Source organism: Peptococcus niger, assembly GCF_900101835.1.
In the GTDB taxonomy this organism is placed as follows: Bacteria; Bacillota; Peptococcia; order Peptococcales; family Peptococcaceae; genus Peptococcus; species Peptococcus niger.
The window spans coordinates 97538-115647 of record NZ_FNAF01000002.1; the positions used below are offsets into that span (position 1 = coordinate 97538).

General features: G+C 53.1%; 15 protein-coding genes and 1 other annotated feature (1 of these 16 cut by a window edge). All 15 genes read left to right on the top strand.

Annotation, left to right across the window (positions count from 1 at the left end; translation table 11 throughout):
- Positions 1-143: a binding site (T-box leader), on the top strand (it extends 101 nt beyond the left edge of the window).
- An 83-nt stretch (positions 144-226) separates the two neighbouring features.
- The 15 genes from BLQ16_RS02230 (at position 227) to rpsS (ending at position 18098) form a co-directional block, all read left to right on the top strand.
- The gene (locus tag BLQ16_RS02230) at positions 227-1603 is read left to right on the top strand and encodes a TrpB-like pyridoxal phosphate-dependent enzyme (protein ID WP_091791123.1); all 1377 of its coding nucleotides are present in this window, start codon (positions 227-229) and stop codon (positions 1601-1603) included.
- Between the two features lie 33 nt (positions 1604-1636).
- Positions 1637-2341: a CpXC domain-containing protein gene (locus BLQ16_RS02235; protein ID WP_091791124.1), complete on the top strand. Its 705-nt coding sequence runs from the start codon at positions 1637-1639 to the stop codon at positions 2339-2341.
- 229 nt (positions 2342-2570) lie between these two features.
- Positions 2571-5999, top strand: a complete 3429-nt coding sequence (rpoB, locus tag BLQ16_RS02240) for a DNA-directed RNA polymerase subunit beta (protein WP_278308561.1) — start codon at positions 2571-2573, stop codon at positions 5997-5999.
- 29 nt (positions 6000-6028) lie between these two features.
- Entirely contained in the window at positions 6029-9601 is a 3573-nt protein-coding gene (rpoC, locus tag BLQ16_RS02245) for a DNA-directed RNA polymerase subunit beta' (protein ID WP_091791126.1), read from the top strand.
- Positions 9602-9810: 209 nt separating this feature from the next.
- Positions 9811-10182, top strand: a complete 372-nt coding sequence (rpsL, locus tag BLQ16_RS02250; protein WP_091791127.1) for a 30S ribosomal protein S12 — start codon at positions 9811-9813, stop codon at positions 10180-10182.
- 28 nt (positions 10183-10210) lie between these two features.
- The gene (rpsG, locus tag BLQ16_RS02255; RefSeq protein ID WP_091791128.1) at positions 10211-10681 is read left to right on the top strand and encodes a 30S ribosomal protein S7; all 471 of its coding nucleotides are present in this window, start codon (positions 10211-10213) and stop codon (positions 10679-10681) included.
- A 21-nt stretch (positions 10682-10702) separates the two neighbouring features.
- On the top strand, positions 10703-12778 hold the full coding sequence (gene fusA / locus BLQ16_RS02260) for an elongation factor G (RefSeq protein WP_091791129.1): 2076 nt from the start codon (positions 10703-10705) through the stop codon (positions 12776-12778).
- Positions 12779-12804: 26 nt separating this feature from the next.
- Complete coding sequence (tuf, locus tag BLQ16_RS02265; RefSeq protein ID WP_091791130.1) at positions 12805-13995, top strand: elongation factor Tu; 1191 nt, start codon at positions 12805-12807, stop codon at positions 13993-13995.
- Between the two features lie 284 nt (positions 13996-14279).
- Complete coding sequence (locus BLQ16_RS02270; RefSeq protein ID WP_091791131.1) at positions 14280-14633, top strand: cupin domain-containing protein; 354 nt, start codon at positions 14280-14282, stop codon at positions 14631-14633.
- 418 nt (positions 14634-15051) lie between these two features.
- On the top strand, positions 15052-15360 hold the full coding sequence (rpsJ, locus tag BLQ16_RS02275; RefSeq protein ID WP_091791132.1) for a 30S ribosomal protein S10: 309 nt from the start codon (positions 15052-15054) through the stop codon (positions 15358-15360).
- A 26-nt stretch (positions 15361-15386) separates the two neighbouring features.
- On the top strand, positions 15387-16013 hold the full coding sequence (rplC, locus tag BLQ16_RS02280) for a 50S ribosomal protein L3 (protein WP_091791133.1): 627 nt from the start codon (positions 15387-15389) through the stop codon (positions 16011-16013).
- Positions 16014-16029: 16 nt separating this feature from the next.
- Positions 16030-16653 (top strand): 50S ribosomal protein L4, encoded by a 624-nt coding sequence (gene rplD, locus BLQ16_RS02285; protein ID WP_091791134.1) that lies wholly within the window; start codon positions 16030-16032, stop codon positions 16651-16653.
- Positions 16653-16940, top strand: a complete 288-nt coding sequence (gene rplW / locus BLQ16_RS02290; RefSeq protein ID WP_091791135.1) for a 50S ribosomal protein L23 — start codon at positions 16653-16655, stop codon at positions 16938-16940. The genes rplD and rplW overlap by 1 nt, the downstream gene beginning before the upstream one ends.
- Before the next feature lie 18 nt (positions 16941-16958).
- On the top strand, positions 16959-17792 hold the full coding sequence (gene rplB, locus BLQ16_RS02295) for a 50S ribosomal protein L2 (RefSeq protein ID WP_091791136.1): 834 nt from the start codon (positions 16959-16961) through the stop codon (positions 17790-17792).
- Between the two features lie 24 nt (positions 17793-17816).
- The gene (gene rpsS / locus BLQ16_RS02300; RefSeq protein ID WP_091791137.1) at positions 17817-18098 is read left to right on the top strand and encodes a 30S ribosomal protein S19; all 282 of its coding nucleotides are present in this window, start codon (positions 17817-17819) and stop codon (positions 18096-18098) included.
- Positions 18099-18110: the final 12 nt, after the last annotated feature.

The following is an 18110-nucleotide window of genomic DNA, read 5'->3' on the forward strand; positions in this document are numbered from 1 at the left end:
GGCGGAGGGAAAGGCTGGGCCGAGTACTATCCGACGGGCACTTCACCCGTTATCCAGGAAGCGTATATGATGGTATACGACTGAGTGGGCGCATTTTTTGCGCCAAACCGGGTGGCACCGCAGAGTCCGTCTCTGTCCCGTATGGGGACAGAGACGTTTTTTTATGCCTTGTCCCACAGTCGACCATGCTGTATAACCCACCAAGAAGACTGAAAGGATGAGCCAAATGACAAAGATCCCAAACCGCATTTACCTGACAGAAGATGAAATGCCCACTTACTATTACAACCTGCGCGCCGACATGCCGGACAAACCGGACCCCCTGCTGGATCCGGATACCGGCGCAGCGGTGACGGTTGAAGACCTGCACCCGATTTTTTGTGATGCCCTGGCCCGGCAGGAACTGGACAATAAAACGCCTCAGATCGACATCCCTGAAGAGGTCCAGGCCTTTTATAAAAAATACCGGCCCTCTCCCTTGTGCCGGGCCTACAGCCTGGAAAAATATCTGGACACACCGGCAAAGATTTACTATAAATTTGAGGGCAACAATACCAGCGGCAGCCATAAGCTAAACTCAGCGGTGGCCCAGGTCTATTATGCCAAAGAAGAAGGGGTGCGCCGGTTGACGACTGAAACCGGCGCCGGCCAATGGGGAACCGCCTTGTCGGAAGCCTGTGCCCATTTTGGACTGGACCTCACGGTCTTTATGGTCAAATGTTCCTATGAGCAGAAACCCTTTCGCAAGGCCATCATGGAAACATTTAAGAGCCGTGTTGTCCCCAGCCCCAGTGACACCACAGCCGTGGGCCGTCAAATCCTGGCTGCCCATCCGGGCACATCCGGCAGCCTTGGTTGTGCCATTGCTGAAGCGGTGGAAGAGGCTGTTCAATCTGAAGATACGCGCTATGTCTTGGGGTCTGTTTTAAACCAAGTGGTCCTGCACCAGTCCATTGTCGGCCTGGAATGTGAGCAGGCCTTTGCTAAAATTGACGACTATCCGGACACCGTCATCGGCTGTGCCGGCGGTGGCTCCAACCTTGGCGGCATCATCGCCCCCTTTGTGCGGGATAAATTGCAGGGGAAACACCAAACGGATATTTTAGCGGTGGAGCCGGCCAGCTGCCCCTCCATGACCCGCGGCCGCTACGCCTATGATTTTTGCGACACCGGTCATGTGACGCCCCTGGCAAAAATGTATACGGTCGGCGCCGACTATATGCCGGCGGCCAGTCATGCCGGCGGCCTGCGCTTTCATGGCATGAGCCCCATCGTCTCAAAACTTTACCACGACGGTCACATGCGCGCCAAAAGCTATCGGCAAACGGAAATCTTTGAAGCGGCGGTGCTCTTTGCCAAGCTGGAAACCATCCTGCCGGCGCCTGAGTCTGCCCACGCCATTAAGGCCGCTATTGATGAAGCCTTGTACTGTAAAGAAAGTGGCGAGGCCAAGACCATCTTGTTTGGCCTAACCGGCACCGGCTATTTTGACATGACCGCCTATGCCGCCTATACTAATGGAACAATGACCGATTATGTGCCGACCGATGCCGAACTGGCGGTGGCACTTGAAAAATTGCCGCTGGTGCCCGGTCAAGCTTAAAGGCCGGGCCCGGCAGAAAATGGAGGCATACAGATGACAGACAATACCATCAGCGGCCAATGCCCGCATTGTCAAGCGGAAATGAGCATTGAGCGGCCGGAAATCATTGACGCCGACCGGGAGCCGGACATCAAGGCGACGCTCCTTTCCGGTCAGTTTTTCACCGCCCACTGCCCGGCTTGCGACCAAGACTTTATCGCCGCCACCCCTCTTTTGTATTACGATCGCCGGCGGACCGCTGTGATTCAAATGGTACCCGGCTATGATGGCGAAAGCCCGCTTTTGGGTGATGACGTGTTCAATGCTCTGCAAACCGCGGACAGCGGCCAACCGGTGCGGATGATCCGCCGGGTGGTGACCACCCCCAATGAGCTCACTGAAAAAATTCACCTCTTGGAAGCCGGCTACGACGACCGGATTGTCGAATTGGCCAAGCTCATTGCCTTGCAGGAATTGCAGGGGCAGCTGCCGAACTTATCCACCCTGCGGCAGGTCCGCTTTGCGCCGAAAAGCGAGCGGTACCCGGCCCGGCTGCTTTTCTTTTACGATGATGAAATGCCCTCGATTGACTTTCCACAAAGCCTATATGACAGCGTCGGCATGTCTTTCATTGAGGCCTTGGAGAAAAATGACCCGGCGAATGACCTGGTCGTCGACCTGGCCTGGGCCATGTCCTTTCTCAAGCGCTACCATTTCATTGACCGGAAAGAGGAGGGCAAGGCAAGGGAGGACAATTAAGGCGCCTGACCTAATCTACCGCTGTGCACTTGCTGCGCAGCTTTTTTCTTTTTGCCGGTGCAGAAGCGGTGGACGCCCTCTTTTTGGGGAGCGGGCCAAGATTAAGCGAAAAAAGTCTTGACATTTCGGCAGACATGGCCTATCATTGTTAGGCTAATGATAAAATGGAATTCTTCTACACTATTCATCTATTGCGCAAGGTATATCATGTCAGTAAGGGGTGACCGCATTGCCAGAACAACAGGGCCATGCACTTAGGACACGCAAATCGTTTGCGGAAATCGACGAAATAATGGATATGCCCAACCTCATTGCCATTCAGAGAAATTCTTATGACTGGTTTTTGAAAGAGGGCTTAAGTGAAACATTTGCGGAAGTTTCACCAATCCAGGATTTTACCGATACATTGGAATTGAATTTTGACACCTTTGAATTCGGGGAGCCAAAATACGATGTAAAGGAATGCAAAGACCGCGATGCCACTTATGCTGCGCCGTTGCGCATGAAAGTACAGCTTCTGAATAAAGAAACCGGTGAAATTAAAGAGCAGGAAGTCTTTATGGGAGATTTCCCGCTCATGACCGAAAACGGGACCTTTGTCATTAACGGGGCTGAACGGGTTATCGTCAGCCAGTTGGTGCGCAGCCCGGGTGTGTACTTCCATCGTGATATCGACCAATCCGGCCGCAACCTCTACAGTTGCACCGTCATCCCCAACCGGGGTGCCTGGCTGGAATTGGAATCCGACGCCCAGGGCGTTATCCATGTGCGTTTGGACCGGACCCGTAAATTGCCGGCGTCTATTTTCTTACGCGCTCTCGGTTATGGGGATACCAAAGAAATTGAAGCCCTCTTTCAAGACATGCCCTTTGATGGGGAAGATGGCTTGAAAAATCTCTTGGCGCCGACTTTTGCCAAGGACAACTTTAAGGACAAGGACCGCGAGACCAATGAAGCGGAAGCCCTTATTGAAATTTACAAGCGCTTACGCCCCGGTGATCCGCCGACGGTGGAAAGTGCGCGGAACTTGCTCAACTCTCTCTTCTTTGACCATAGACGCTACGATTTGGCCAAAGTTGGGCGGTATAAGATCAATAAAAAATTGGCGCTGGATACGGATCCCACGGTCAAAAACCTGACCAAGGAAGATGTGATTGCCACCTACTGCTATATGGTGGCCTTGATGGCCGGGATGCCCGGCTATGAAGTGGACGACATCGACCACTTGGGCAACCGACGCATTCGGTCCGTCGGTGAGTTGCTGCAGAATCAGTTCCGCATCGGCTTGACCCGGATGGAACGCAATGTGCGGGAACGCATGACGACCCAGGACCCGACGAACGTCACCCCCCAGGCCTTGCTGAATATCCGCCCGGTGGTGGCTTCCATCAAGGAGTTCTTTGGCTCATCCCAGCTGTCTCAGTTTATGGACCAGATCAACCCCTTGGCTGAACTGACCCACAAACGTCGCCTGTCTGCCCTGGGACCGGGCGGTTTGTCCCGTGAACGGGCCGGGTTTGAAGTCCGTGACGTTCACCACTCCCATTATGGCCGCATGTGCCCGATTGAAACGCCTGAAGGGCCGAACATCGGCTTGATCAACTCCTTGGCCACCTATGGCCGCGTCAACGAATACGGCTTTATTGAAACGCCCTATCGTAAGGTTATTGCCGGCACCGGTCAGGTGACCGATCAAATTGAGTATTTGACCGCTGATGTGGAGGACAAGTACACCATCGCCCAGGCCAACACCCGCTTGGATGACAAGGCCCATATTATTGAAGACAAGGTCGATGCCCGTCGTGAAGATGAAAACATCGTGGTGGGCAAGGAAGAAATTGAATACATGGACGTTTCGCCGAAGCAGGTTGTTTCCATTGCTACGGCCTTAATTCCCTTCTTGGAACACGATGACGCCAACCGTGCCCTTATGGGAACCAACATGCAGCGTCAGGCCGTGCCGCTCTTGGTGACGGAAGCCCCCTATGTGGGCACCGGCATGGAGCATAAGGCCGCCTACGACTCAGGCGTTTTGGCCATTGCTAAGCACGGGGGGACGGTAACCGCTGTGAGTGCCGATAAAATCACCATTTTAGGCGATGGCGGCGAACGCACCGACTACCCCCTGACCAAGTTTAAGGGGTCCAACCAAGGAACCTGTATCAACCAGCGCGTCCTGGTATCCAAGGGCCAGCACGTTCAGGCCGGGGATATTTTAGCTGACGGTCCGTCAACAGATGAAGGCGAATTGGCCCTGGGCCGCAATGCGTTGATTGCCTTCATGAACTGGGAAGGCTACAACTATGAAGACGCCGTCTTAATCAGCGAACGCCTGGTGAAGGAGGATGTTTACACCTCCATCCATATTGATGAATTTGAAAGCGATTCGCGCGATACCAAATTGGGCCCGGAAGAAATCACCCGGGATATCCCAAATGTTGGTGAAGATGTATTGAGAAATTTGGATGACCACGGCATTGTCCGCATTGGCGCGGAAATTCATGCCGGAGATATTTTGGTGGGCAAGGTAACCCCAAAAGGGGAAACGGAATTGTCCGCTGAAGAACGGCTCTTAAGAGCCATTTTTGGCGAAAAAGCCCGGGAAGTACGGGATACCTCCCTGCGGGTTCCGCACGGGGAAAGCGGCATCGTTGTTGATGTCAAGGTCTTCACCCGTGAAAACGGCGATGAACTGGCCCCCGGGATTAACGAAGAAGTCCGCGTCTACGTCGCCCAGAAACGTAAAATTTCTCAAGGGGATAAGATGGCCGGGCGCCACGGGAACAAGGGGGTCGTTTCCCGGATTTTACCGGAATGCGACATGCCCTTCCTGCCGGATGGGACGCCTGTGGACATCGTCTTAAATCCGCTGGGCGTTCCGAGCCGGATGAACATCGGCCAGGTTTTGGAAGTTCACCTGGGCATGGCGGCCCGCGCTTTAGGCATGCACTTTGCGACATCCGTTTTTGACGGTGCCGGCGAAGCCGACATTGCCGAACAACTGGAAGCGGCCGGTTACGACAAGAGCGGGAAATTCCGCTTGCGCGACGGCCGTAGCGGGGAATATTTTGATAACCCGGTGACGGTGGGCTGCATGTATTACCTGAAACTCGCCCACCTGGTTGATGATAAGATCCATGCGCGTTCCACCGGCCCCTACTCCTTAGTCACCCAGCAGCCCTTGGGCGGTAAAGCCCAGTTCGGTGGCCAGCGGTTCGGGGAGATGGAAGTTTGGGCCCTTGAAGCCTATGGCGCATCGCATACCCTCCAGGAAATTCTGACCGTCAAATCAGATGACGTGGTGGGCCGCGTGGAAACCTATGAGGCCATCGTGAAAGGCGAAAACCTGCCGGAAGCCGGCGTGCCGGAGGCCTTCAAGGTCTTGATTAAGGAATTACAGTCCCTGGCCCTGGATGTCCGCATCTTGGATGAAGATGAAAATGAAATAGATATGTCCGAAGACCACGCCGGTTTTGATGAAACGGCGAAGGACTTGGGCGTTGAGGTGCCGCAAACCGAAGCCCAGGAAGACCAGGGTGAAACGGATAATACAGATAATGAAGACACCACCGAGACCGGTGATGTGAACGACTACTTCATCATTGAAGAAACAGATGAAAGCAGCCGTGAAGAAACGGATGATACGGATCGTGCGTAACGGGCACAGAAACGAAAGGAGCGCTTCGCTTGGGTAATATTAATCACGTTGATCACATTACCATTGGCTTGGCCAGCGCCGAAACCATTCGAGGTTGGTCCAGCGGCGAGGTCAAAAAACCGGAGACTATCAACTACCGTACCTTAAAACCGGAACGGGACGGTCTCTTTTGTGAGCGTATTTTTGGCCCCAAGAAAGACTGGGAGTGTAACTGCGGGAAGTATAAGCGCATCAGATATAAAGGCGTTATCTGTGACCGCTGCGGGGTGGAAGTCACCAAGTCTTCCGTGCGCCGTGAGCGCATGGGCCATATTGAACTGGCCGCCCCCTGCACCCATATTTGGTATTTTAAAGGCATTCCCAGCCGGATGGGCCTGGTCCTGAACATGAGCCCCCGCCAGCTGGAACGTGTTATTTATTTTGTCAGCTATATTGTCATTGATCCCGGTGATGAAGCCGTCACCGGCCTGCAAAAGTATCAGATCCTTTCTGAAGCGGAATACCGTAAGGCCCGGTCTGAACACGGCATGAATTTTGTGGCCGGCATCGGTGCCGAAGCGGTTAAAACCCTGCTGGAAGAAATTGACTTGGACGCCATTTCTGAAGAGCTTCAGGAAGAAGTTCAAAACACCAGCGGCCAGCGTCAAGTGAAGGCCACCCGCCGCTTGGAAGTGGTGGAGGGCATGCGCGTTTCCGGCAATAATCCGGCCTGGATGGTGCTGGACGTTTTGCCGGTCATTCCGCCAGACTTGCGCCCCATGGTGCAATTGGACGGCGGCCGCTTTGCCACCAGCGACCTGAACGACTTGTACCGCCGGGTCATCAACCGGAACAACCGGTTGAAACGTCTCCTGGACCTGGGCGCACCGGACATTATCGTGCGCAATGAAAAGCGGATGCTGCAAGAAGCAGTTGACGCCTTAATTGACAACGGCCGTCGCGGCCGCGCGGTAACCGGCCCGGGCAACCGCCCCTTAAAGAGCCTGTCGGACATGCTGAAGGGGAAACAGGGCCGGTTCCGTCAGAACCTGCTCGGCAAGCGGGTCGACTACTCCGGCCGTTCCGTTATTGTGGTCGGACCGGAACTTAAAATGCACCAATGCGGCCTGCCCAAAGAAATGGCCGTAGAACTTTTCAAACCCTTTGTAATGCGTGAATTGGTTATGGATGGCACGGCGCATAACGTTAAAAGCGCCAAGCGCATGGTGGAACGGCTGGACCCGGTCATCTGGGACGTCCTGGAAAACGTCATCCGCGATCACCCGGTGCTCTTAAACCGGGCGCCGACCCTGCACCGGTTGGGGATTCAGGCCTTTGAACCGGTGCTCGTTGAAGGCCGGGCCTTAAAGCTGCACCCCCTGGCCTGCACCGCCTACAATGCCGACTTTGACGGTGACCAGATGGCTGTTCACGTACCGCTATCTACGGAAGCCCAGGCAGAGGCCCGCATTCTTATGCTGGCCGCCAATAATATTTTAAACCCCAAAGACGGTCGTCCGGTGACGGTCCCCACCCAGGACATGGTGCTGGGGAGCTACTACCTGACCATTATCCGACCCGACGCCCTCGGTACCGGCAAGTGGTTTGCCAATGCCACCGAAGCAAAACTGGCCTATGATGCCGGTTGCGTCCACATTCAGGCGCTGATTAAAGTGCGCATGCCGGATGGCCGGATGGTCGACACCAGCGTTGGCCGGCTGATTTTCAACCAGCCGATTCCGGATGAAGTCGGCTATATCAACGAAGTGGTCGGGAAAAAACAACTGGGCAACATCGTCGACCGCTGCTTCCGCCGCTTGGGGGCCAGTAAGACGGCCCAAATGCTGGACGGGATTAAAAGTCAAGGCTATAAATACTCCACCCAAGCCGGTATTTCCATCGGCTACACGGATATTGTTATTCCGGACGAAAAGCCTCTCTTACTGGATGAGGCAGATAAGGAAATCAACCGCATTGAAATCAAGTTCCGCCGCGGTTTGATTACCGATGATGAACGGTATCAATTGGTTATCGGTGTTTGGACCCGGGCCACCGACGCCATCGGGGAAGCCCTCTTGGCAAACTTGGACACCTTTAACCCGATCAACATGATGGCCACCTCCGGCGCCCGTGGGAACAACCAACAGATCCGCCAGCTGGCCGGGATGCGTGGCTTGATGGCTGACCCGTCCGGGAAAACCATTGAAATGCCCATCAAGGCCAACTTCCGTGAAGGCCTTACCGTCTTGGAATACTTTATTTCCAGTCACGGGGCGCGCAAAGGGTTGGCAGACACGGCCTTGCGGACCGCCGACTCAGGTTATCTGACCCGTCGCCTGGTGGACGTAGCCCAGGACGTTATCGTCCGTGAAATTGACTGCGGCACCGACCAGGGATTGACGGTCAGCGCCATTATGAACGGGTCGGAAGTCATTGAGCCTCTTTGGGAACGCATCGCCGGCCGCGTACTGGCCCAGCCGGTCATTGACCCGCGGTCCAAGGAAGTTTTGGCGGAAGCCGGCGATTACTTGAACGATGATGAAGCCAAGGCCATTGAAGCCGCCGGCGTTCAAGCGGTTGAAATTCGCAGCGCCTTGACCTGCCACAGCCGCCACGGCGTTTGCGCCCATTGTTACGGACGCAACCTGGCAACCGGTCAAATGGTTGATGTCGGTGAAGCGGTTGGTACGGTAGCTGCCCAGTCCATCGGGGAACCGGGGACCCAGCTGACCATGAGAACCTTCCACACCGGCGGGATCGCCGGCGGGGACATCACCCAGGGGCTGCCTCGTGTTGAAGAATTATTCGAAGCCCGTAAACCGAAAGGGGAGGCTGTTATCAGTCATGTTGACGGAACCGTCAGCATTGGCGAAAAAGACGGCCTGACCCTGGTCCTGGTTTCTGCTGATGATGCCGATGCCAAAGTGGAAGAGTATAAAATTCCCTTCGGTGCCCACGTGGTGGTTAGCGAAGGCGACCACGTCACCGCCGGTCAAGTGCTCACCGAAGGCTCCGTTAACCCTAAAGAATTGCTGAGCGTCACCGGCGCCATCAGCGTTCAGGAATATCTCCTGCGGGAGGTCCAAAAGGTCTACCGCCTACAAGGGGTTGACATTAACGACAAGCACATTGAGGTCATGGTGCGTCAGATGATGCGCAAGGTGAAGATCGATGACCCCGGCGACAGTGACTTTATTGCCGGGTCCCAGGTAGACATTATCGACTACCACCTGGCCAACCGCCAATTGCGGGCAGACAAGAAGAAAGAAGCCGACGGTGAAGTCCAGCTTCTGGGGATTACCAAGGCTGCCCTGGCCACTGAAAGCTTCCTCTCGGCGGCCTCCTTCCAGGAAACCACCAAAGTCTTGACCGATGCCGCCATTAAAGGCAAAAGTGATGCACTGGTGGGCTTGAAGGAAAACGTCATTTTAGGGAAGCTCATCCCTGCCGGGACCGGCATGCGGCATTACCGCAAAATTGATTTGCTGGAAGATGAACCGGAAAACCTTTACGATTTAGAACCGCCGGCAGATGACCCCTCATCTGAGGCGGCAACCGAGGTTGAAAGCGGCGAAGAAGAAACAGAACAGGAAGAGCCCAAACAACCGCGCGTATATATTTAATCATTCATTGCTCTTGCGATGGTTGACAAGGAAGGCGCGCCGTGGTATAGTACTTGAGTATCTGTTCATACGCAAAGGTATGTGCAGACTTATCTGTACGGGTGCAGAGCGCTCGCACGAAAGAACTTGAGCGCTGCACGGCGCTGCCGTTTTCCTTGGCCAAGACCTTGGCCAGTGAGTCGGCCATATTCTATTAAGGAGGTGGCAGTATGCCAACAATAAACCAGCTGGTGAACAAAGGACGGTATTCTAGCAAGAAGAAATCCGGCGCTCCGGCATTACAAAACAACCCGCAAAAACGCGGTTTATGCACAAGAGTGTACACCACGACCCCGAAAAAACCGAACTCCGCTCTTCGTAAAGTTGCGCGTGTTCGTTTGACCAACGGGACAGAAGTTACCGTTTATATCCCCGGGATTGGGCATAACTTACAAGAACACTCCGTGGTTCTCGTACGCGGTGGACGTGTGCGTGACCTCCCCGGTGTTCGTTATCACCTGGTTCGTGGGACTCTGGACGCTGCAGGGGTTAACGACCGTATGCAGGCCCGTTCCAAATACGGCACCAAGCGCCCTAAATAAGAAACGTATCATTTGAAAGGAGGCCCCTATGTCCAGAAGAGATCGTGCGCCGAAACGTGACGTATTGCCTGATCCGATTTACGGCAGCAAGCAAGTCACCAAATTAATCAACCAAGTTATGTTGGACGGTAAAAAAGGCACTGCAGAACATATTGTTTACGATGCATTTAACACCATTGCCGAAAAAACCGGTGAAGACGCCATTGATGTTTTTGAAGAAGCCCTCAAAAACGTTATGCCCGTCTTGGAAGTTAAAGCCCGTCGTGTTGGTGGTGCCAACTACCAAGTTCCGGTTGAAGTTCGCGCTGAACGTCGTCAGACCTTGGGCTTGCGTTGGATTGTGACTTTTGCCCGCAAACGTGGCGAAAAAACCATGAACGAACGTCTTGCCAATGAGCTGATGGACGCTGCCAACAGCACCGGCAATGCCGTCAAGAAAAAAGAAGAAGTTCACCGCATGGCCGAAGCCAATAAAGCATTCGCCCACTATCGGTGGTAACAATATAAAGGAGGCAGCTAAGTGGGAAGAGATTTTTCGCTTCAAAACACACGTAATATCGGTATCATGGCCCACATCGATGCCGGTAAAACCACAACTTCCGAGCGTATCCTGTATTATACCGGTAAATCCCACAAAATCGGCGAAGTACATGATGGCGCAGCCACAATGGACTGGATGGAGCAGGAACAGGAACGTGGTATCACCATTACTTCCGCTGCAACCACCACAACCTGGCACGGAACCAGAATTAACATCATAGACACGCCAGGGCACGTTGATTTCACAGTAGAAGTTGAACGGTCCCTCCGTGTGCTGGACAGCGCTGTAGCGGTATTCTGTGCCGTCGCCGGTGTGCAGCCCCAATCTGAAACTGTTTGGCGTCAAGCCGTTCGCTACGGTGTACCGCGTATTGCCTTTGTCAATAAAATGGACCGCACCGGCGCCAACTTCTTAAATGTTGTCGAACAGCTGAAAGAACGCTTGGGCGCAAACGCCATTCCGGTGCAATTGCCCATTGGCGCTGAAGATCATTTTGATGGTCTGATTGACCTGATCGAAATGAAGGCCTATAAGTTCCTCGACAGCAAAGACCTGATCAACTATGAAGAAATGGATATTCCGGCAGATTTGGCGGATCAAGTTGAAGAACTCCATGCCGCCATGCTGGACAGCATCGCTGAAACCGATGAAGACTTCATGGAAAAATACCTTGAAGGCGAAGACATCACCGTTAAAGACATCAAAAAAGCTCTGCGTAAAGCAACCATTGCCAACGAAGCCGTTCCGGTCTTCTGCGGGTCCGCTTTTAAAAACAAGGGCGTACAATTTTTGCTGAACGGTGTTGTTGATTTCGCTCCGGCCCCGACAGACATTCCTTCTATTGACGGTATTCTGCCGGACGGGACCCAAGAATCTCGCCATGCCAGCGATGAAGAACCCTTCTCCGCCCTGGCCTTTAAGGTTATGACCGACCCTTATGTCGGTAAGCTGTCCTTCTTCCGTGTTTATTCCGGGACCTTGAAAAGCGGCAGCTATGTCTACAACTCCACTAAAGGCAAACGTGAACGCATCGGCCGTATCTTGCTCATGCATTCCAACAGCCGTACGGAAATTGACGAAGTTTACGCCGGGGATATTGCTGCAGCCGTTGGCTTAAAAGACACCGGCACCGGTGATACCCTTTGCGATGAAAAAGAAGAAATCATCCTCGAAAGCATGGAATTCCCGGATCCGGTTATCTCCATTGCTATTGAACCTGCTTCTAAAGGGGACCAGGATAAGATGGGCCTTGCTTTGGCCAAGTTGGCAGAAGAAGACCCGACCTTCAAAACCTATACCGATGAAGAAACCGGCCAGACCATCATCAGCGGCATGGGCGAACTCCACTTGGACATCATCGTTGACCGTCTGAAACGCGAATTCCACGTTGATGCCAATGTTGGTAAACCGATGGTTTCCTATAAAGAGACCATTCGCAAGAAAGTGGAAGCTGAAGGTAAATTTGTTCGTCAGTCCGGTGGTCGCGGTCAATACGGCCATGCTGTCATCGAACTTGAACCCCTGGAACCCGGCTCCGGCTTCCAGTTTGAAAGCAAGATTGTCGGTGGTGCCGTACCGAAAGAATACATCGGGCCAATTGAAAACGGCATCAAAGAAGCTATGGAAAACGGCGTTTTAGCCGGCTACGACATGGTTGACATGAAGGCAACCCTCATTGACGGCTCCTACCACGACGTCGACTCTTCCGAAATGGCCTTTAAAGTGGCGGGCTCCATGGCCTTTAAAAACGCTGCTGAAAAAGCCGATCCGGTCATTCTTGAACCGGTGATGAAAATTGAAATCACCGTTCCGGATGAATACATGGGCGATGTTATGGGCGACTTAAACGGTCGTCGTGGCCGCATTGAAGGCATGGAAGCCCAAGGGAACACCCAAATCATTCACGGTTTTGTTCCCCTGTCTGAGATGTTCGGTTATGCAACGGACTTGCGTTCCAGAACCCAAGGCCGCGGACTTTACAGCATGCAAAGTGACCACTTTGAAGAAGTCCCCAAATCCATTAGTGAAGAAATCATTGCTAAACGCAAAGGTTAAGATTCTAAAAATAGGAGGCTATTACAATGGCAAAAGAAAAATTTGAACGCACAAAACCGCACGTAAACATCGGCACCATCGGTCACGTTGACCATGGTAAAACGACCACCACCGCCGCCATCACCGCCGTATTGGCCCAAGAAGGCAAGGCAAAAGACACCAAATTTGACGAAATCGACAAAGCCCCGGAAGAACGTGAACGCGGTATTACCATCAATACCTCCCACGTAGAATACGAAACCGACGCGCGCCACTACGCCCACGTCGACTGCCCGGGCCACGCCGACTACGTTAAAAACATGATTACCGGCGCAGCCCAAATGGACGGCGCCATCCTCGTCGTCTCCGCAGCAGACGGTCCCATGCCCCAAACCCGCGAGCACATCCTCTTAGCCCGCCAAGTAGGCGTTCCCTACATCGTCGTATTCATGAACAAATGCGACCTCGTAGACGACGAAGAACTCCTTGAACTCGTCGAAATGGAAATTCGCGAACTCTTAAGCGAATACGACTTCCCCGGCGACGACATCCCCGTCGTTCGCGGCAGCGCCTACCAAGCCCTGCAAGACCCCACCGGTCAATGGGCAGAAGGCATCAAAGAACTCATGCAAGCCGTTGACGACTACATCCCCACCCCGGAACGCGACGTAGACAAACCCTTCCTCATGCCCGTCGAAGACGTCTTCTCCATCACCGGACGCGGCACCGTCGCCACCGGTCGCGTCGAACGCGGACAGCTTAAAATCGGCGACGAACTCGAAATCGTCGGCATCACCGAACAGACCAAGAAAACCGTCTGCACCGGCGTAGAAATGTTCCGCAAACAACTCGACTACGCAGAAGCCGGCGACAACATCGGCGCCCTCCTGCGCGGCATCGACAAAGACCAAATCGAACGTGGTCAAGTTCTCGCCAAACCCGGCACCATCACCCCCCACACCAAATTCGAAAGCGAAGTTTACGTCCTGACCAAAGAAGAAGGCGGCCGACACAAACCCTTCTTTGACGGCTATCGTCCGCAATTTTACTTCCGGACCACCGACGTAACCGGCGTCATCGAATTGCCCGAAGGCACCGAAATGGTCATGCCTGGGGACAACGTCAAAATGACCGTCGAACTCATCAGCCCCATCGCCATGGAAGAAGGCCTGCGTTTCGCTATCCGCGAAGGTGGCCACACCGTCGGCGCCGGCGTTGTTGCTAAAATCGACAAATAAGTTGTGTTTCAATAAATATGAAAAGCCGCTCTCTTTGGAGCGGCTTTTTTGTGCGTCAGGGGCTGGGAACGCCGGCCTTGACGCCACCACTTTAAAGAACAAGGCTTGGGGCGGGGCGGTGAGCCGGTTTATCCGGGCTTTGAGGGCCCATCACTTTTATGGGCAGGCTATCTCCCAACCGGGTAGGCTATTGACAAATAAAATTAAGTCAAGCTATAGTAGTCTTAGAGGACCCGCACGGGTCATCTGTCAAATCATAAGCACCTGGACAAGGAGGAGCAAGAATGATTATTCAAGATAAAGACATGCACCGGGAAATGCGCAGCCAGTGCTTTGGCGGGGATGGTGAGGTAGAGTTTAAATTTCTCGTGCCGCCGGAAAAGTTAAAGGGTGAGGCAAAAATGTTTAACCTTTTGACCTTTGCGCCCGGCTCTTCACTGGGGCTGCATGAACACACGGATAATTTTGAGCTTTACTATATTTTGGAAGGCACCGCTACCGTTGATGACAACGGCACCACCGTTGATGTGGGCCCCGGCGACATGATCTACACCGCTGACGGCGCCAAGCATTCTATTACCGCTAAGTCACCGATGAAGATGATTGCCACGGTGATTTACGAAAATAAAGCAAAATAACTTATGTGCTCCGGACCGATGAAAGTCGGCCCGGGGTATTTTTTCGCTTCTTGTCTTGCCGATGAGGGCTTCGGGCAAAGGGCCGGCAAAGCGGTTGAGGGTTGCCTGGTTTGTTTCACCGCAGATATCTGTAGAAAGGGATCAAGGCGGGTGGGCAAGTATTTTTTACAGGAAGTCCAGAGAGGCGGCCGCTAGCATTTTAAAATAGGTAGAACCTTTGGAGAATCTATTAAAATGTCGGCCGGACCGGGAAAAAATATAAAAAAGTGCTTGCAAGGAAGTTTTAAGTGTGTTAAACTACTAGGGTGTCTCATTGTGAAGAAGCGGAAGGTTGCTGGGTTTATAGACACGCCAGAGTCCGTGACCTAGGTTTTTCCGTGGAGCATGTCCGCTAATCGGGCGTTTAAGGAGGATAATAATGGCAAGAAACAAAATCAGAATTCGGTTAAAGGCTTTTGATCACAAGTTGCTGGATCAAAGCGCAACCAAGATTGTCGAAACGGCGAAGAAAACCGGCGCTACGGTGGCCGGCCCCATTCCCCTGCCGACTGAAAAAAGCGTTTTCACGGTTCTGCGTTCACCGCATGTCAACAAGGACAGCCGCGAACAGTTTGAACGCCGCACCCACAAACGTTTGGTTGACATTACCGAACACACCAATAAGACGGTTGAAGCGCTGATGCGCCTTGACTTGCCCAGTGGTGTCGAAATTGAAATCAAACTGTAAATTAAACTAAGGAGGTGGCAGTACACATGAAAGCGATTTTAGGTAAAAAGATCGGGATGACCCAGATCTTTACGCCCGAAGGGGCGCTCATTCCGGTGACCGCTATTGAAGCAGGTCCCTGCTATGTAACCCAAGTTAAAACTCATGATACCGACGGCTACGAAGCTGTGCAAGTCGGCTTTGGCGCTGTGAAACCGGTCCGTGTCAACAAACCCATGCAGGGGCATTTTGATAAAGCCGGCGTGGCTGCAGCGCGCTACTTGCGCGAATTTCGTGTGGATGATGCATCCGAATTCACAACCGGCCAAACCATCGCTGCCGATGTGTTTGAAGCGGGCGATAAGATTGATGTAACCGGGACAAGCAAGGGGAAAGGCTTTGCCGGCACCATCAAACGTTACGGTGCACAACGCGGGCCCATGTCCCACGGTTCCAAACACAAACGTAAAGCAGGTTCCCTCGGCGCTGCCGGTCCAAGCCATGTCTTTAAAGGACACCATGCCCCGGGCCGCAAGGGCGGTGCTAAAACGACCGTTCAAAATTTGGAAGTCGTTAAGGTTGACTTGGAAAACAACTTGATCTTGGTCAAAGGTGCTGTACCGGGGGCTAAGAAAAGCTTGGTCGTCTTAAAAACCAGCGTCAAGTCGAAATAGGAAGGGAGGATAACCAATGCCAAAAGTTAATTTGTACAATATGGAAGGCGCAAGCTTAGGTGAGCTTGAACTTTCCGAAAAGGTCTTCGGCGCCGAAGCAAATGAGGCTGTCGTGCACGAAGTGGTTGTTGCTTACCTCGCCGGCTTGCGCCGTGGGACCAGCAGCACGAAAAGTCGCGGTGAAGTGCGTGGCGGCGGTCGCAAACCGTGGCGCCAGAAAGGCACAGGCCGTGCACGCGTGGGTACGATTCGTTCTCCGCTATGGCGCGGTGGGGCCATTATTTTTGGGCCGAAACCGAGAAACTATGAAAAAGGTTTAAATAAGAAAAAAGTGCTGGTCGCTTTACGCAGTGCCTTGTCCGCCAAGGTGGCGGAAGATGCCCTTCTGGTGGTTGATGAATTGACCTTCCAGGCACCGAAAACCAAGGACATGTTAAAGGTGCTGGATGCCTTGAAATCCACCGGTAAGTTCCTCTTGGTGCTCAACGAAACGGATGATGTGGTCGCTAAAAGCGCCCGCAACATTCCCGGCTCTGCGATTACAACGGTTAATGGGTTAACCACGTATGATGTTTTGCACGCCGATAAATTGATCATCACGAAAGAAGCGCTTGCAAAAGTCGAGGAGGTGCTGGCGTAATGAAACTGGCACGAGATATTATCATCAAACCGATCATAACGGAAAAATCCGTTGACTTGATGCAGGAAAACAAGTACTGCTTCAAGGTTGCATCGGATGCCAATAAAATCGAAATCCAAAAAGCGATCGAAGAGATTTTTAAAGTGCATGTTGTCCGTGTGAACACCATGAATGTCAAGGGTAAAAAGAAACGGGTTGGTCGGTCTGTAGGGATGACCTCCGGTTATCAAAAAGCCATTGTTACCCTGGCAGAAGGCGACAGCATCGAAATCTTCGAAGGCATGTAATTGAACGGAGGGTATTAAATGGCACTGAAATCATTTAAACCGACTTCTGCCGGTGTACGTCATATGACGGTCTCTTCGTTTTCGGAAGTGACCACCGACAAGCCGGAGAAATCGCTTCTTGAGCCGCTGAATAAAAAAGCCGGCCGCAACAGCCGCGGCGTCATTACGGTACGTCATCACGGCGGCGGTCATAAAAGAAAATACCGCATCATTGATTTTAAACGCAACAAAGACGGCGTTCCGGCACGTGTGGCAACGATCGAATACGATCCGAACCGCAGCGCCCGCATCGCTCTTTTACACTATGTAGATGGCGAAAAACGCTACATTATCGCACCGAACGGCTTAAAAGTGGGTGACTTCGTTCACTCCGGCAGCGATGCCGACATTAAAACCGGCAACTGCCTGCCCTTAGCCAACATCCCCAACGGGACCTTTATCCACAACATTGAGCTGCAACCCGGTAAAGGCGGACAACTGTGCCGCAGCGCCGGCGTCAGCGCTCAGTTGATGGCTAAAGAAGGCAAGTACGGTACCGTTCGCCTGCCGAGTGGCGAAATGCGCCGCATTTTACTCACCTGCCGGGCTACCATTGGTGAAGTCGGCAACAGTGAACACGCCAATATCTCCATCGGTAAAGCCGGCCGTTCTCGCTGGATGAACAAACGCCCGCATGTTCGCGGTTCCGTTATGAACCCGAACGATCACCCCCATGGTGGTGGTGAAGGTCGTGCACCTGTCGGCCGTAAATCACCTGTATCTCCTTGGGGTAAGGTGGCTCACGGTGGCAAGACCCGTAATCCGAAGAAACTGAGCAACCAGTTCATCGTCAGATCCAGAAAAGGCAAATAAGCCGGCGAGGAAGGAGTGAATGTAATGAGCAGATCGTTAAAGAAGGGACCCTTTGTAGACGAAAAGCTTTACAACCGTGTCGTTCAAATGAACGATGCCAATGAAAAATCGGTTATTAAGACCTGGAGTCGCGCATCGACGATTTTCCCTGAATTCGTCGGTCACACCTTTGCCGTGCACGATGGCAGAAAACACATTCCCGTGTACGTCACCGAGGACATGGTCGGTCATAAGCTGGGCGAATTCGCCCCGACCCGGACATTCCGCGGCCACGGCGGCAGCGAAAAATCCAGTGGGTTAAAATAGGAAGGAGGAGTC

What these genes read in the sequence shown, in the direction of transcription:
- BLQ16_RS02230 (WP_091791123.1), top strand. Translation starts at nt 227, where the DNA reads ATGACAAAGATCCCAAACCGCATTTACCTGACAGAAGATGAAATGCCC.
- BLQ16_RS02235 (WP_091791124.1), top strand. Translation starts at nt 1,637, where the DNA reads ATGACAGACAATACCATCAGCGGCCAATGCCCGCATTGTCAAGCGGAA.
- rpsL (WP_091791127.1), top strand. Translation starts at nt 9,811, where the DNA reads ATGCCAACAATAAACCAGCTGGTGAACAAAGGACGGTATTCTAGCAAG.
- rpsG (WP_091791128.1), top strand. Translation starts at nt 10,211, where the DNA reads ATGTCCAGAAGAGATCGTGCGCCGAAACGTGACGTATTGCCTGATCCG.
- tuf (WP_091791130.1), top strand. Translation starts at nt 12,805, where the DNA reads ATGGCAAAAGAAAAATTTGAACGCACAAAACCGCACGTAAACATCGGC.
- BLQ16_RS02270 (WP_091791131.1), top strand. Translation starts at nt 14,280, where the DNA reads ATGATTATTCAAGATAAAGACATGCACCGGGAAATGCGCAGCCAGTGC.
- rpsJ (WP_091791132.1), top strand. Translation starts at nt 15,052, where the DNA reads ATGGCAAGAAACAAAATCAGAATTCGGTTAAAGGCTTTTGATCACAAG.
- rplC (WP_091791133.1), top strand. Translation starts at nt 15,387, where the DNA reads ATGAAAGCGATTTTAGGTAAAAAGATCGGGATGACCCAGATCTTTACG.
- rplD (WP_091791134.1), top strand. Translation starts at nt 16,030, where the DNA reads ATGCCAAAAGTTAATTTGTACAATATGGAAGGCGCAAGCTTAGGTGAG.
- rplW (WP_091791135.1), top strand. Translation starts at nt 16,653, where the DNA reads ATGAAACTGGCACGAGATATTATCATCAAACCGATCATAACGGAAAAA.
- rplB (WP_091791136.1), top strand. Translation starts at nt 16,959, where the DNA reads ATGGCACTGAAATCATTTAAACCGACTTCTGCCGGTGTACGTCATATG.
- rpsS (WP_091791137.1), top strand. Translation starts at nt 17,817, where the DNA reads ATGAGCAGATCGTTAAAGAAGGGACCCTTTGTAGACGAAAAGCTTTAC.